The organism is Oligoflexus sp. (assembly GCF_035638955.1).
Taxonomy (GTDB): Bacteria; Bdellovibrionota_B; Oligoflexia; order Oligoflexales; family Oligoflexaceae; genus Oligoflexus.
The window spans coordinates 109,163-124,334 of the sequence record NZ_DASQYZ010000124.1 but is presented as its reverse complement, the minus strand read 5'-3'; the positions used below and the strand labels follow the sequence as shown (position 1 = coordinate 124,334).

The window sequence follows — 15,172 nt, the reverse complement described above, 5'->3', positions numbered from 1 at the left end:
CCTCAGCTCTTCACTCATGCTTATTGGAAGAAGCTTTCGTCCGAAGGCACGTCGACGCAAATCTTGTTGACACCCCCGACGTTGACCGTCGCAATGTTGCCAATTCCAGGGAGGGAAGGATTCACACCATCTGGAACATTGCAGCAGATGCTCGTGATCAGAGAGTTTGGGCCATCCACGTGCGTATAAGTAATCGTCGAGGCATCGCAAACTTCGTGAGGTGTTTCACAAACGCCTTGGGCATTCAGATCGCCCTTGCAGAAGAAGCGATCATACGCCAGGCTTGTGGCTTCGACAGTTGCCGGTACAGCAACACAATTGGGCTGACCCGCGCAGGAAACCAGGGCTACCTGGGTGGCTTTTGGATCGTCGGTCACGACTGTATTGCGGTAATCGCCCAAAACCAGGTTCGAGCCTGGAGCTGCAGTGAAAGCTGAATCATTCGCGCCGAAATAGTTCAAATTTGGTCCGGTAAGGATAGGATCGAAAGTCGAAACCTTGGTCCCAGAAACAAACAGGAAGCTCAGATCATTCTTCGTATAACTCCAGTCTGGATCATTCGGATCCGAGGGTTCGGTGAAATTCGCAAGGCTCGCCAGGTCAGACTTGGTGAAGTCTGCAAAGATGAGGTTTTTCGAGTGCCGGAAGTAGCCTTCTTTCACGCCAGTCGTATTGCGCAACGAAACGTATTGTAAAGACACCAGCGCGCCGCTTTGCGACAAATCTTGCGTGAGGTTGAGATTATCAGCCACAAGATATTTGACATGGCGACTATAGGCAAAGCGGAGGCTTTGGATTTTGGTATTCGAAATGTCGACGAAGGTCATGGCGGTTGCGGCTGTCAGGAATTTGTAGGTCGCGGAGTTTTCCAAAAGCCCATCAACAACGGGAAAGGTGATCGGGTTGTTGGCAAGATTGATGTATTGAAGCGTGGTGATACCAATCTTACTATCGGCAAGACTCCTCGCGATAGCGGCTGAGCCTTCCAAATCGGTAATGTTGTTATTCGATAGGTCCAATTTTTTAAGATAAGGGAAATATTGAACAACGCTGGCATCGCTCAGTTCATTGCCCTGAGCCCAAAGCTCAAGGAGTGGCGATCCCGTGCGGCCCCAGTCACCTGTACCGATCAGCTTCGTACCTTCATAGGTCTGGAGACCTGTAATGTCTTTCAAGCCGTTGTTGGAAATATCCAGAGCCCGGATGCTTGGCAGCTTGATGAGAAGATCTAGAGCGATCGGAAATCCAGCTGAAGCAAAGTTCAGTTTCTTCCCCTTGAAGGCGTTCTGGAGTTCTCCGCACGTTTTCCCTTTGGTCGACTGCTCGCGCAGCGACTCGAGCGTTTTCACGTAGCTGTCTTTGAAATTGGTCGGAGCTGTGCCGATGGCTTTGCACGCCTGCTCAAACGTTAGGCTGGCTATTTGTGAGGGGACGGCTGTCGTACTGCTGGTCTTGGAAACCTGATCGGTGTCCAGGCTCGCAGGACTGCACCCTTGAAGGGCGGCGATCATGCCGATTGCGGGAAAGTACTTAAACGTTTTGGCGAACATGTCTAACCTCGTGAAGAAAAAACGGCAAGTGTAAAACTTGTTACGGTTTTGTTGAGAGCGATCCTGGCCTATGAAAGCAAGGAAAGATAAATATTGCGGTGATGTCAGGAAAAGATTTTCAAGAGTTTTAGGGATTTTCGCAGATGCATCTCAGAACGCACGCTTGGAGGCATAAAGACAGCGTCTGTCGCCATGCGACCGTTGGAAGGACCTTGGCACCGACAGGTCACCATTGACGCGCGTTTCTGTTGACCTGCGTCGAAAAACAGCTTACATGTTTCCAACTACTCAATAAGTCAGCTCGCATGCCCTCATTCTCCCGCCTGAGAGCTTTTATATTTGTCGCATCACCCAAGATATGCCTAATGTAACCCATCAGGTCCAAGCGAATACAAACCCATGCCGAAATGGCAAGGGACCCTTGATTGAAAGGTTGGCGGATGCTGAGGTTTTTTAGGATTTCCAATGGCTTAATCGAAAGCCTCGATGCGCATATGGTTCCGACATCTGTCGAACTGGATACAGTCCATTGGATTGATGCTCAGGAACCGACGGATGAGGAGCGCCTTTTTCTGCAGGACTTCCTCCGCACGGAATTGCCACAGTCTGATGATGTTGAAGAAATCGAAGTATCGGCTCGTTGTTTCATTGACCAGGCGGGCGTCCACGTCCATTCACGCTTCTTAACCAAGACGGAAACCCGTTATTCGACCATTTCCGTGGCCTGCATCCTTCAACAGCAGCGCCTTATCACAATTCGTGAACATGACCTGGCCGATTTCCGGCTCCTGCGCATGCGTGCGCGGAAGGGTCAGATGGAATGCCATTCGCCTGCCGATCTGCTGTTGACTCTGCTGGAACAAAAGGTCGGCAATCTGGCTGATATCCTCGAAGACAATCACCGGCTCCTTGAAAAGGTCAGCTTCATTGTGTTGGAAGAGGAAAACTCTGACCTTGAAAATTGCATTTCGGAGCTTGCGAGGCTGGAGGACAGCAATGGTAAGATTCGGCTCTGTTTGATGGATACTCAGCTGGATGTCTCCTTTCTGAAGCGCTATATGAAAAACAAGCCCGAGCTCCAGGAAACATGCCGCGAGCTTGGGCGTGACCTTGATACTTTGATGTCCCATACGACGTTTCTATTTGAAAAAATCAACTTTCTCATGGATTCAACTCAGGGTTTCATTAACATCAAGCAAAACCAAATCATCAAGATATTCTCCATTGCAGCGGTCGTTTTCCTACCTCCGACCCTTATCGCGAGTATCTATGGCATGAACTTCCACATGATTCCCGAGCTTAAATGGACGCTTGGCTATCCCTGGGCTATTGGCCTTATGATACTGTCCGCGATTGCGCCTTATTTGCTCTTCAAACATAAGGGCTGGCTTTGATCCAATTCCCGTATATAATTGTGACAAAGACAACAGAATCTCATCCTTACCGAAAATTAAAAGTTCAGTAATTCCACTCGGAGCCTGTTTTCGCCGAGAAAGCATTTAGGAAATTTCGCGCTCGTCGCCAATAATTTCGCAAACGAATGAAATAGCAGGGCACTTATGGAGCAATCGAAAAAGACCAATCGACTGAGTGATCAGACTGTCAACGCCTTTTGGCAAAAGTGCCTCAACGATATAGGCCGAACCTTCGACTATAATCTGGATGGTGTCGACAACCTCATTCAAAATTGGCATCGACGTGTGAAGACATCGGCACATAAGGAGGCCGCTCTCTGCTTCGGTCATGCTCATACCTTTGCCGAGCTCGACACACTGTCCGATGCTGTTGCGAGTTACCTGATAGCCCGTCCGGGCATGAAGGCTGGCGATCGGATCGCGATCATGATGCCCAATCTTACGCAGTATTTGATTTCATTGATCGGGGTGCTGAAGGCGGGTTTCATCGTTGTAAACTGCAATCCTTTGTATACCAAGGATGAGATCGAATACCAGCTTCGCAACTCGGGCGCCAAAATTCTGATTACGCTCGAGAACGTTGCCAAAAGCCCATCCGAAGCCAGTGTTCCGGAACTGCAGGAAGTGATCGTGACCAAAGTCGGTGATCTCCTCCCCTGGCCCAAACGCACGCTCTTGAATTTCGCTGTGCGCCATATCAAAAAAATGGTTCCGGCCTTTGCATTCGCGGCAAGAATAAAAGTCGCACCTTTCCGCGTGATGCTCACTCCACCCACATCCGAGCAGCTGATCGAAGTGCGTGCGCGGGAAAAAAATATCAAGGGCAAGGATATAGCGTTTCTGCAATACACCGGCGGCACCACCGGCGTTTCCAAGGGCGCAGCCCTTTCCCACTTGAGCATGCTGGTCAACTCAAGACAGGCTGAGGCCGCCTTTCCAGAGGATCTAAAAAATCGGGTGGTGATGGCCCAGCAGCGTGCCGACGCAGCCAATGTCAAGGCCGTGATTCCGCTTCCCTTCTATCACATTTACAGCCTGACCTGCGGCTTTTTCGCGTGCGCTGTGGACCAAGGCGCAGCTATTGTGACCCTTCCCAATCCACGCGAATTAAAGAAGCTGATCGATCTGATGACCCTGCCTGATGTAGCGGTGGCCGCCATGATCAATACTTTGATGAAGGCCCTGATCATGAGTAAAGACTTTGAAGGTGTTCAACTGGACCCTCGCATGGTTATCGTATCAGGAGGCATGGCGACATCCCCGGACGTCGCCGCCGAATGGAAAAAGCGCACGCAGACGACCATCATCGAAGGTTATGGCCTGACGGAAGCCAGCCCCCTGCTCTCCGTTGCCAACGTCAAGAATCCTCAATCCGGATCAGTCGGCTATCCCGTCGCACAAACTCTCATCAAACTGCGGGATGAAGAAGGCTATGATCTCCCCCTGGGAGCAGGGCCCTCGGTCCGCGGTGAATTACTGGCCAAAGGTCAGCAGGTGATGCTGCGATACTGGAATATGGATACCGAAGACGCCCATATTTTCTCCGATGATCATTATCTGTTAACGGGAGATATCGCGACCATCGCCCCTGATGGCATGATTGAAATCGTGGATAGAAAGAAGGATATGATCCTGGTATCCGGTTTCAATGTATATCCCAATGAAATCGACGCCAAAGTCATGGCTACGGGTCTTGTCAAGGAATGTGCTGCCATCGGTTTGCCGGATGGCAAGACGGGCGAGAGAGTGGTGCTCTATGCAGTGCCCCATGCGGCAGGCTTAACTCAGGAACAGCTGCAAAAAGCCCTGGCCGAAACACTGACTAATTACAAGCGTCCATCGCAGATCGTTTTTGTCGACAGCTTGCCGAAGTCGCCCATTGGCAAGATTCTGCGCCGGGAAGTGAAAAAGTTGGCGACCAGCGGCAAATAAGGAAGACCAGAGCTGGTGGGGAGCTTAGGCTCCCCAAGGCAGAGTACGTTCAGATTTAAGAAAGGGAAAATGCTGAAGGGGAATCAGCAGAACAAGCTCCCAAGACGGATAGGCTGATTCATCCAACAGGACAATGGTTGCTCGTCCACCCAACTCACCCATATATTTGCGCACCGCGTCCATGCCCATGCCGCGTCCTGAAATCAAAGACACAAAATCGGAAGTGGAGAATCCAGGAAGGAATATCAGCTCGGCGATCCCCTGGCGACTCAGTTTCTGCTGCTCAGATATGATCAATTGTTTGCGTGCTCGGCTTTCAATCGCCTGCAGGTCGAGGCCTCGACCATCATCATGGATCAAAAGTTCCACACCTTGAGCCGTCTCACGTCCGTATGCAGTGATTCCTGGGCACTCAGACTTGCCTTTATGAAGCCGCTCGGCGCGGGTTTCGATACCGTGATCCAGGGCATTGCGAATCACATGAGTGAGAGCCTGCTTCAATTTCTCTTCAGCAAATTCACTGATAAAAAGCTGCGGCACATTCACGATCAGACGCGGTACGGGTTTGCCCAAATCTCCCGCCACCTTAAAAATTTCCGCTTCAAAATACATCACAGTCTGATGAAGATCTTGAAATAGGGAATTATGGACAAGTTCCACCAGGCGCTCTGGGTCTTTATGAGCAGAAAGCAAAGCTTCGCGTGGCAAATTGATCATGCCCTGATCGGCTCCGATTTGCTGACAGCATTGACGAATCTCTTCCAGTCTTTCCAGGATATGGCGAAGGCTGCTCAGCAGCTCCTGCTGAATATTCCTGGGTATTTCCACATGAGGAGCTGTCTTTTGCTGAGAAGCTTCAGCCATATCCCTTACCACTTTAACAAGCTCTTCTTTCTGATGCAGTTCCTCTTTGATTTCATGAAAGCCGAAAGAGCTCATTTCACCCTTGAGAGTGTGCAGAGTGATAAATATGGGTTGCCAGTTATCAATTAAAGATAGCTCCGCTCGTTCAATCGCTTCCTTCATCTGCGGGATCTGGCGCTTGATGGCTTTCATAACCCTTTGGCTCTTACGTTCACGAGCCTGTCGGTATGAGTCGTCCTGATCCCCCACAATCGTAACGAGGAGTTTTGCAAAACGGCTCACCGTCTCTATTTTCAAAGCGCTGTCCAAAATAGGCTGGATGTTCCTTGCAACAAAGATGATGGCAGCCGTCTCATGGGCAGGCCCGGTCACCCTCCGCCAGCCAATTTCATGAGTCAGCCCGTTTATGCGGGCTTCTGTGATAAAACTGGCTTCATTCAGTTCCCAGGTGAGTTCGCTTTCGCCCATGATCGATTGGATGAGATCGTGCATCGCCTCCACTTGCATGTGCCTCAGGATTTGGCGAAAATTCACCGCTCCTGGAAACAGCTTCTGGAAATAACTTGAGGTCTTGTTGGGAACGATTCTGAGATCACTGTAAATCATGCAGTAGCCAATTTCAGCCGCATTGATCAGTGACTTGTTCTCGGCTATCTGCTCTTCCAAACCAAGACGAGCCTGGACAGCGAGCTGTCTTTGATGATCGGCCTCCATGCGTGCCTCTTCAGCGGCCAGGCGAGCTTTTTCGGACCTGCGTAAGGCTTGGCTGACACGATTTTCAAAAATATAGCTCAGATAAGCGACAACGCACACGGATCCTGCGTAGGTGCCAGCCAAAAACAATCGATGGACCTCACCAAACTGCTGAAAGCCAAAACTCCAGGTCGATAGTCCGAGCTGATCCGCAAAGAATACAAACAGGAATATAAGCGGACTGATGAAGGTGGTATAAATGATGCCATCAACCGTACCCTGGGTAAGGAAAACAGCCGTAAGAAAACTCATAATCCACATGAGGACAGGTGACCAGGCGCCGCCCGTGACAGTGGACACCAAAAATAACGTGGCTGACCCAAAAAAGTAGCAGGAGATAGCCGCAGCTTTGACCCAACGTTTCCTGATCAGGAAAAATCCGAGGATGGCCGTGGGAAGGCCCACAGCCATGCAATACATCATGGCTGGAGTATTCTTGAGCAGCCATCCATAAAGGGGAATATGGGCCCCCCAGGTAAGCGTGGCGACGCCACAGAACAACCAAACGAGGATGGCCTGATGCCGCTCTTGCGATTGAAGGAAATGCGCCACATCCAAACCAAACCAGGGAGCGACACGATGGAATAGAGAGACAAGGGCATTGGGCTGTGCCATGGATTTTCCTGTGAAATGAATGATCTCGCTCCTGTTCGCAGCGGCTCCGATACATTCGCTCATTTGATTCATGCAACATTATGAGCGGCACCCCGGTTTTTTGCAATGGATACCGACTCGGTGCTGCAAGTCCGCGAGTCCTGCCGATCTTTTGAATCACCTCAAAAGAAATCGGCCACTTCTGAATTCAGAAAGTGGCCGATGGTCGAACCTTGTTTGCTGGTTATTACAGACGGAGAGGCTCGGCCTGGGGTTCGGCGTAAAGGAAGTCGTCAGCCGCAACTGCGTCATCACCGTGCATTTCGTTGGAGAAATCATTCAACGTGACGTTACCCATGATGATGCGAACTTTCGTGATGAGAGTTCCGTCTGTGAATTTCACGCCTACAAATGATTGACTCTGATCCGTGTGTGCAACAGCTGGAACCGGCACAGTCAGAATCTTGCGACCGGAAAGATCAAAGTATTCCATGCGTGTATGACCCGCAAGATCCACATCGGTGAAGACCGAACCAAACGCGGTAACCGTTGCACGATCATTGCTGCCGGGAACGGTAAAGGTTACATCGATCACCCGGCTGCCAGGTGCAGCAAACAACTTTTCAGGACTGAAGGCTTTGAAGAGTTTGCTCAAAGCAGGATTGATGTTCGCAAACAGCACATCCGGAGTCTCCGCAGCTTTCGCACTGACTTGCAATTGATTACCGGGTGAGCTGAACAGCGCGCCACGAACCTTAAAGAAGTCACCAGGGAACAGATTAGGAGCCGACTTGTCAGCAGGCACACCATCCCAGTTAATTTCACGATGACCTTGCGCCTGGGTTCCGACCGCAGCCACATTATTCACACCACCCAGATCGAGACGGAATTGATCGACCACCTGTTGAATATCAGCAGCCTGACGGCCTTTTGCCTGGCGGATCACTACATTCTCTACAGGAGCCGGAGCTGGTGGGATCGGGCTAGGAGTTGGCGACAGGGTGCCAGGAGCAGGAGTCACTGTTGGTACCGGTGTTGGTGTCGCGTTGGGACTTGTCGGGGCTGGCGTGTTATTCGCAGAATTCCCGGCATTGTTGTCTGTGTTCTCGTTGTCGTCTGTTTGACCCTGGCCGCATGCGAGAGCCAGGAGCAGAGGGAGACTCATAAGAGCGACAAAAACTGTTTGATTCTTTTTCATGACGGTTTTCCTTTTGTTAATCGAGAAGGTCTGAGCACCTGACAGGAGTGGTTATAAGCCGACCCCGTAGGCATTGCACCTCAGGCCATCTGTAGCCTCATGATGGGATTTGACGGGCTAAAGGGTGGATGCCGCCCTTCCACAATAAGGGATAAGATCTGATCCTTTTTATGCATCACATTGGAATCATTGCATAATATAGTTCTAACCAAGGGCAGGGCCTGCCCATCAAATCCCATCACGCGAATGAAGATGGGTTGAGCTGCCGCGGGATGATTCATGGATTACAAGGGGGAGGTCGGTGATCGAAGCCTGAAAGGTGATTTATGATAACGCGTCGTCTGATTTTGTTCGTATTGATTGCTGTATCTGACATTGCACTCGCTCAGATCCCAAAGGATCAGGTCTTGCACATCTGGAACGAAAAATGGGATGCTAATCTAACAAAATCAGGATTGGGCCTTGCATGACCAACTCTTCTGAACATGACAATTCATCCCGGGCTGCGCTGCCTCAACTGTTCTTCTGTGGCCGTACTGATGAAGTCCTTAAACTCACTGTTGATCAAGCCTTCGGTCCGCAAATCGCGACGGAGCATTGGCCCTTTGTCATTGGCGCCCTCTGTTTCAAAGGACGCATTGATGAAGCCGATATCCGTTTTCAAAGTATACGTTCCCAGTTGCCCGATGAAGAGCGGGTGGCCTGTCAATTCTATTTGGGAATCGGCTTTGCACGTTTGTCTCTTTATGCCAAGGCGCGAGCATTCTTTGCGCAGAATTTGTCTGTGCTAAGGCGATTGCCACCCGACGGATCGGCGTCAAGGATACGATTCTATGTTTGGCAAGGCATCGGTTTTTATCGGCAACTCTGTGGGCGCAAAATTCAAGCTTTGGAGGCTGCTCAAAAAGCCTGGCAAGCGTCGATTGCAGCAGATTTCTATTTTGGGCGGATGCTCGCCACAGAACTTCTGGGTCACGGCCTGATTGGTTGTGGTCGCATCGCGCGCGGCCTGCGTGAACTGGAAACCGCCTATGGCCTGGCTCAGAATCTGGGTCACGGTGCTAATGAAAAGGCCATTTATCGCTCGCTGCTCATGTATAAAATTCAACTGGGTTATCCACCCTATGATGCGCTGCAGACGATACGCGAACTGCTGGATGAAAGTCGGGTCGCCAATAATTATACGGATAACGCCCTGAGTCTGGAGCTGATCCGTCAGTTCATTCTTCGAGGGGAACTCAATCAAGCCCGTCGTTTACATGAAGAGATCGGTCGTTCCATTTATGCAGAACGGCATCGACGCCATGAAATTTTCTGGCACTTGCAAGGCGCTGAAATCGCTTGGCTGCGGCAGGATTTAGCGACCTTTCGGCAGTCTCTGATTCAGGCTGAAGCTGCGCTGGAACCGGAATTTGATGAGGAGTATCGGCTGCATATACTCGGTCTTAAGATGCGGGAAGAACCTGCGACCTATCGCGAGGAATGCCGCCGCCTGACTCGACGTCTCGGGGGCGATATTGCAGCACGCATCCTGACACGTGCTGAGGGGCGGCGTTTGGAAAGTACCCGAGGCGAAGATCCCTTGGGCGATATCCTGGATGGGCTCAGCACGACTCAGAGCAGCATGATACAAAAACTCGGTATTGTCCTTGATTCGCCTTATATCGGTCTTTTGAGTAAATTGTTACCGCTCCAGGACGTCGAACAGTCCTTGCACATCTTGATGCCGAAGGGCGCCTTGATTATCGTCGATCATGGAGACATTGCCCGGGTGGAAAGTCTGGTGTCAGCTCAGACGCACGATCTATTAAGACTTTTGAGTCAGGGCTGGGTGCAGAAACAGCAGCTGGTCGAGGCCATCTGGGGCTATGTCTATCATCCTCTGAAGCATGATTCCCTGGTCTATTCGTTAATCTCCAGGGTGCGAACGCAGCTGGGAGAAGCAGGCAACTGGATCGAGCATGGTCCTCAGGGTTACTGTTTGAGGCCAGGTGTCCTTCTCCAATTTCACAATTTTCAGCCCTCGGCACCAACTCCACCGATTGCCAGCACTTTGGTCGAAGCGCCGCCAGCCCAGAATTCACTGAATTCCCGGCAGCTCCTTATTCTGGAAGCGCTTCAGGAAAGACCGACCATGGATGTTGAAGATTGCGTCAAACTCTTTGGAACCTCACGCATCACAGCGAGCCGCGATTTATCGAGTCTTTGCCAGGAAGGTCTGGTGGAACGTGTAGGAAAAGGTCGTGGAACGAAATATCGCTTGAATCGAAAACCTCAATCCAAATAGGAAGGCCCTATGAAAATTCTCCGCTCTGTCTTTGTATTGTCAGCGTTCATCAGTTCACAGCTTTTGGCGCAAGACTATTATGTGCCCATTAAAAAGGAATTGGAGCCTGTCGCTCGTTTGCCTTTGGAATCTTTTGAATTGGATGAAGCGAAATTCAACTATCGATTGCCTCAGGACATCACGGGCCGGCCTCTTGATATTCAATTAACACGCGATACTAGCCATTCAGGTCCAGGCCGCACCTATAAAGGCCCGCTGGCTACAGCGAGTTGTCTGGGTACCGATGAACTGCCGGCCTGCGTCGTTCAGCATAAGGATCTGAAGATTAATAAGGGCGAGCTTTTGGCCTTTGCCCAGAAGAAATATCAGGACCCAAGGCTTTTGGCACAAGTCACAGCTGTTCAGCAGGTTTTCTCCACTCCCAACGAACCGATTGGATTTATTGCGCGCCGCGCCCTGATTAAACCGCGCACCGACTTGGGGATATGGGAGAGCTCCATGACTCTGCCGGATGGTCGAAAGCGCGAACAGGTTAGAGTTCAGTTAAAAGGCGAGTCGGGAATTTTCCGCTTTCCCGATGCGCACGGAAAAAAACGCAAGGCGCATGGCGAGCTTGCGGGTGAGCTCTCATCCGTGTTTACACACGGGGCCTATATCAGTGGTCATTGGACACTGCAGAAGGATAAAGGCTGGTTTCAATGGAAGTTGAATTCGGATAAGTCAGGATTTGAAGGAAGCTGGGGCCTTATCAGTTCGAATGGCAGTCGCACCGTCGAGGGAACATGGACGGGGACCATGCCCTGAGCACAGTCGTTCATCTCCTTACTGTGGAGGGTCTTCGCTCTTGAATTGAGATAGCCAATCCCTTATGCCCTTGCCAGGTTCCCCTCTGGCAGGCACACCAATTGACACCTCAAATCACCCATGCTTTGAATGAACCCACATTTATTCTCAGGGCAAGAAACTTGCAGAAACGAGCTGAACAGGAAAACTGCAAGGGGATCGTATGTCGAGCAAGCGTTTAGTCATGACAGGCCCCGTATGCATTCTATGCGGGAGCGCCTGTGGCACGAAGAATCCAGAGACGAGCCATCTGACCATCGATCGAAAGTAGAGTCTCGTCGGCCGCAAAATGTATCCACGTTCGTCTTTAGAATTGCGTTTGCTGTCAAAAGGTCATCTTTGCGACATGTTTTTCAGCACGTGTATCCGATAAATTATGAACCTGGAGTTTCAACATGCGTATGCTTGGTTTGTTCCTGGTCTCTCTTGCCACGTTATACAGCCAGCAGGCTGTCAGTCAAAGTCCTGAGAATGAACTCATTGGCTCGTGGGAGCAGTGCCAGGTCGTCGAGGAAGTCGAAGGCATCCCTGGTCATTCATTCAGTATTAAGCTTCACTTCGCGCCCGACGGAATCCTGACGATCGAGCCCAGGGCCTTTCGCGATAAGCTTTGCCAGCAGCGATTTACAAGCGAGAAGGAAATCATGGAGTGGGCCCCCTGGCTGCCTTGGGATAGTATAGCGGCCATGATGAACCCTGAAGTCGAGCACCTGACATATCGGGTGGGCCAGAAAATTGCCGACACAATATTTGAATTCGATATAAGGGATAAATCCGGACAATTTTTTTATACGGCTCTTAAACTCGAAGGGGATCGATTGTGGGAAGCCGACAGTTGCGAGGACGACGAAGAGGATCATGCAGTCTCATGCAAGACTGGAAAGACAATGGAGGACCGCGCAACGGAATTTAATGGTAGTGAATTTTATACGAAGCAGCTTCTGCGAGCGTCGCCCGTTACACCTTGAACCGGGGTGCCATCAAGTGAGGATGAGCGGCATGCTGATACGAATCGATGATTTGCAGGGACCGGAGATTGCCGCTCTCCTCAGCGAGCACATTCAGGATATGAAGTCCGTGTCGCCGCCTGAAAGCAAGCATGCGTTGGATCTGGAAGGATTGCGTCAGGCTGATATTACTTTCTGGACGATCTGGCAGGATTCCCACCTTGCCGGCTGTGCCGCCCTGAAAGAACTTGGGCCGCAGCATGGCGAGATCAAATCCATGCGCACAGCTCCTTCCTTTCGCAGGATGGGTGTCGGTGCGCGGCTTTTGATGCATATAATTCGAGAGGCTGAGCAACGTGGGTATGAAAGACTCAGTCTTGAAACAGGCTCCATGCCATTCTTCGAGCCGGCGCGGCAGCTTTACGCCCGATTCGGATTTACGCCCTGCCCACCTTTCGGTAACTATAAGCTGGATCCGAACAGTATGTTCATGACGCGTGAGGTCTTAGGGCCTTGACACATTCGCCGTAAAAGAAGTCACACGATTGCCCTGCATCTGGAATTCTCCCGGCAGAACTGGCACTCGCGGGCTGTGGCGCCTTGTCCCACCTAATTATGATTTTCCTGCCAGTATCATCCAGCTCAACCTGGAAGAAGGAAAAAGCACGAAGACTCGGATCCATTCAAAAATATCCCTGAACTGGTCCGCAACGGGGTTACGGGTTCTGAGTATGATCTTGAACGGCGCCAGGGTCTCGAAACGAAACCCAAGAACCCCAGTATTCTTAAACAAGACCGTTGATCTTCATGTCTGTTCTCGTATGTTTGCCGGGATAACACCATACGAGGTCTCCCAGGCCGTTCCCATGGCGAGGGGATAGCCAAGGCCAGCTTCCTTTGGCCGCAGCAGACCACGACGACGATCATGGTCTCCGCGCTTGGGACCGCCGCAGTCTCGCTGGTTCTGCTTGCCGGACCGGGCTGATCCATAAAATCACTCAGTCCTTCGTCGTTCATTCAAAAACATACTGACATCCAACACAAATGGGAGCTGTAATGGATCGTTACCGAGACCAGGACTGTGCCGGAGGGGAAAAATATGCTGGTGACACCGCAGTCTGACGATGAGGAAAAGCGTTTAAAAGTTCTTCTTGAATATCGCATTCTTGACACCCCACCTGAACCCCCGTTTGACGAAATAGCCTTTCTTGCAAAATACCTTTGCCAGACGCCCATATCCATAATCAGCTTTATTGACAAGGACCGTCAGTGGTTCAAGGCCAAGTTCGGCCTTAACGTCAACGAAACACCACGCGATGTTGCTTTCTGTTCACGGGCTATCCAGCGGAATGAGATATTGATCATTCAGGACACCTTGCTTGATCAGAGATTTGCCAATAATCCTTTGGTCACAGACGAACCTAAAATCAGGTTTTATGCAGGTTCTCCTCTCATGGTCCAGAACGGTCAGGCTCTTGGGACAGTATGTGTCATTGATAGAACTCCAAAAACCATTGACGACATGCAAATTGAAGCATTAAAGGCCCTGAGCCATCAAGCTGCACACCTCCTTGAGCTACGGAGATTTAATGAACAGCTTGAGATCATGATCCGCATGCGTACCGAAGAGCTCGAGCAGTCCAACAAAAATATGAGGGAGGCGCTGGATTCGCGAGATGAATTCCTGTGTGTCGCGAGCCATGAGTTGAAAACGCCATTCAATGCCCTCAAGCTGAAGCTGCAGTTTCTAACCCATAAAGTCAAAAAAAATACGGATCGCGGTTTGGACTTCGTTCTTGGGGATCTGCAAAAAGTTGATGATGAAATCAATCAAATTTCCGAACTTATTGACAAACTGCTTGATGTCGCGGCGCTTCGAGGCAAAGGCCTCATGATAGGTCCTGTGTATTTTAATCTAACGGATCTCGTGCATCGGGTCGTAAGCCGATTCGAAGAGCAATCCAAGATTTATGGCACGGAGATCAGGCTTTTTTTGGATGAGAAAGTCGAAGGATACTGGGACAAGAGGAGAATTGAGCAAGTCCTGGAAAATCTGCTTTCCAATGCTATCGATTATGGAAAAGGAAGACCTATCATCATTACACTTAGGAAAACAGTCACAAAAGCAATCTTTGATGTCCATGATCATGGCCAAGGAATTTCGAAGGAAGAACAGAAAGTGATTTTCCATCGATTCGAAAAAGCAGATGTAAGCCGCGATTCAAAAGGTTTGGGTCTTGGGCTTTTTATAGTAGCGCAGATCGTGAAAGCTCATGAAGGAAAATTGGAGGTTATCAGCGAGGTGGGGCAAGGCTCCATCTTCACTGTAGAGCTTCCACTGAAGGCCGGTGCAAGTACGGCCTTTTGCTAGCAGGTTCCAAGGCAAACCTAATGAAGAGGACAATATTTTCTCGCTGCTTCAAGAACCTGGACGAGATCAATAGGCTTTCTCATTATCGCCGATACATCCGATAGCCCATCAATTCTGTTGGAAGCCGAGGTGACAATTGTGGGAATGCTCGAAATCCGTGCGTTTTTCTGCTTGTGTGTTTGAAATTCCCAACCGCTCATCACGGGCATCATGAGATCAAGAATGACCAGGCAAGGAAGTTTCGACTTCGACAAAAGGTCCAGCGCTTCCTTTCCGTTAGAAGCCAGGAGAGTCGAATATCCCTCGAACTGCAGGATTTCTTGAAGTATAGCCTGAGTAGACATGTCATCTTCAACTATGAGTATTGTACCATTCATGATCATGAGTCCTGGAGTTTATGCAATAGAGGAATCCTGCC

At 50.3% G+C, this 15,172-nt stretch carries 11 protein-coding genes; 7 read left to right on the top strand and 4 right to left on the bottom strand.

Going from position 1 to position 15,172, the window contains the following annotated elements:
- Positions 1 to 20: 20 nt before the first annotated feature.
- Positions 21 to 1,550 (bottom strand): hypothetical protein, encoded by a 1,530-nt coding sequence (locus VE954_RS12445; protein ID WP_324953148.1) that lies wholly within the window; start codon positions 1,548 to 1,550, stop codon positions 21 to 23.
- 440 nt (positions 1,551 to 1,990) lie between these two features.
- Between VE954_RS12445 and corA the strand changes: the two genes are divergently transcribed.
- Together corA and VE954_RS12435 are read left to right on the top strand one after the other, a co-directional pair.
- A complete protein-coding gene (gene corA / locus VE954_RS12440) occupies positions 1,991 to 2,944 on the top strand; it encodes a magnesium/cobalt transporter CorA (protein ID WP_324953146.1) in 954 nt (317 codons plus the stop codon).
- A 165-nt stretch (positions 2,945 to 3,109) separates the two neighbouring features.
- Positions 3,110 to 4,897 carry an AMP-binding protein gene (locus tag VE954_RS12435; RefSeq protein ID WP_324953143.1) on the top strand — a complete coding sequence of 596 codons (1,788 nt, stop codon included), beginning with the start codon at positions 3,110 to 3,112 and terminating at the stop codon, positions 4,895 to 4,897.
- 24 nt (positions 4,898 to 4,921) lie between these two features.
- Here VE954_RS12435 and VE954_RS12430 read toward each other — a convergent pair whose 3' ends face one another.
- Complete coding sequence (locus VE954_RS12430; protein ID WP_324953142.1) at positions 4,922 to 7,129, bottom strand: ATP-binding protein; 2,208 nt, start codon at positions 7,127 to 7,129, stop codon at positions 4,922 to 4,924.
- A 226-nt stretch (positions 7,130 to 7,355) separates the two neighbouring features.
- Complete coding sequence (locus tag VE954_RS12425) at positions 7,356 to 8,306, bottom strand: hypothetical protein (protein WP_324953140.1); 951 nt, start codon at positions 8,304 to 8,306, stop codon at positions 7,356 to 7,358.
- A 466-nt stretch (positions 8,307 to 8,772) separates the two neighbouring features.
- Here VE954_RS12425 and VE954_RS12420 point away from each other — a divergent pair, with 466 nt between their 5' ends.
- The 5 genes from VE954_RS12420 to VE954_RS12400 all read left to right on the top strand — a co-directional run bounded on the left by VE954_RS12420 (position 8,773) and on the right by VE954_RS12400 (position 14,754).
- On the top strand, positions 8,773 to 10,593 hold the full coding sequence (locus tag VE954_RS12420) for a DeoR family transcriptional regulator (RefSeq protein ID WP_324953138.1): 1,821 nt from the start codon (positions 8,773 to 8,775) through the stop codon (positions 10,591 to 10,593).
- A 9-nt stretch (positions 10,594 to 10,602) separates the two neighbouring features.
- Complete coding sequence (locus VE954_RS12415) at positions 10,603 to 11,397, top strand: hypothetical protein (protein WP_324953136.1); 795 nt, start codon at positions 10,603 to 10,605, stop codon at positions 11,395 to 11,397.
- 434 nt (positions 11,398 to 11,831) lie between these two features.
- A complete protein-coding gene (locus VE954_RS12410) occupies positions 11,832 to 12,404 on the top strand; it encodes a hypothetical protein (protein WP_324953134.1) in 573 nt (190 codons plus the stop codon).
- Positions 12,405 to 12,435: 31 nt separating this feature from the next.
- The gene (locus VE954_RS12405; protein WP_324953132.1) at positions 12,436 to 12,900 is read left to right on the top strand and encodes a GNAT family N-acetyltransferase; all 465 of its coding nucleotides are present in this window, start codon (positions 12,436 to 12,438) and stop codon (positions 12,898 to 12,900) included.
- A 582-nt stretch (positions 12,901 to 13,482) separates the two neighbouring features.
- Positions 13,483 to 14,754 (top strand): GAF domain-containing sensor histidine kinase, encoded by a 1,272-nt coding sequence (locus tag VE954_RS12400; protein ID WP_324953130.1) that lies wholly within the window; start codon positions 13,483 to 13,485, stop codon positions 14,752 to 14,754.
- Between the two features lie 17 nt (positions 14,755 to 14,771).
- Here the strand turns inward: VE954_RS12400 and VE954_RS44215 are convergent, their stop codons facing one another.
- Positions 14,772 to 15,131, bottom strand: coding sequence for a response regulator (locus VE954_RS44215; RefSeq protein ID WP_414698999.1), 360 nt, complete (start codon positions 15,129 to 15,131; stop codon positions 14,772 to 14,774).
- Positions 15,132 to 15,172: the final 41 nt, after the last annotated feature.

Excerpts from the sequence above, each read along its gene's own strand:
- VE954_RS12405 (WP_324953132.1), top strand. The coding sequence starts at position 12,436 with ATGCTGATACGAATCGATGATTTGCAGGGACCGGAGATTGCCGCTCTC.
- VE954_RS12400 (WP_324953130.1), top strand. The coding sequence starts at position 13,483 with ATGCTGGTGACACCGCAGTCTGACGATGAGGAAAAGCGTTTAAAAGTT.
- VE954_RS12425 (WP_324953140.1), bottom strand. The coding sequence starts at position 8,306 with ATGAAAAAGAATCAAACAGTTTTTGTCGCTCTTATGAGTCTCCCTCTG.
- VE954_RS44215 (WP_414698999.1), bottom strand. The coding sequence starts at position 15,131 with ATGAATGGTACAATACTCATAGTTGAAGATGACATGTCTACTCAGGCT.
- VE954_RS12410 (WP_324953134.1), top strand. The coding sequence starts at position 11,832 with ATGCGTATGCTTGGTTTGTTCCTGGTCTCTCTTGCCACGTTATACAGC.
- corA (WP_324953146.1), top strand. The coding sequence starts at position 1,991 with ATGCTGAGGTTTTTTAGGATTTCCAATGGCTTAATCGAAAGCCTCGAT.
- VE954_RS12420 (WP_324953138.1), top strand. The coding sequence starts at position 8,773 with ATGACCAACTCTTCTGAACATGACAATTCATCCCGGGCTGCGCTGCCT.
- VE954_RS12445 (WP_324953148.1), bottom strand. The coding sequence starts at position 1,550 with ATGTTCGCCAAAACGTTTAAGTACTTTCCCGCAATCGGCATGATCGCC.
- VE954_RS12415 (WP_324953136.1), top strand. The coding sequence starts at position 10,603 with ATGAAAATTCTCCGCTCTGTCTTTGTATTGTCAGCGTTCATCAGTTCA.
- VE954_RS12435 (WP_324953143.1), top strand. The coding sequence starts at position 3,110 with ATGGAGCAATCGAAAAAGACCAATCGACTGAGTGATCAGACTGTCAAC.
- VE954_RS12430 (WP_324953142.1), bottom strand. The coding sequence starts at position 7,129 with ATGGCACAGCCCAATGCCCTTGTCTCTCTATTCCATCGTGTCGCTCCC.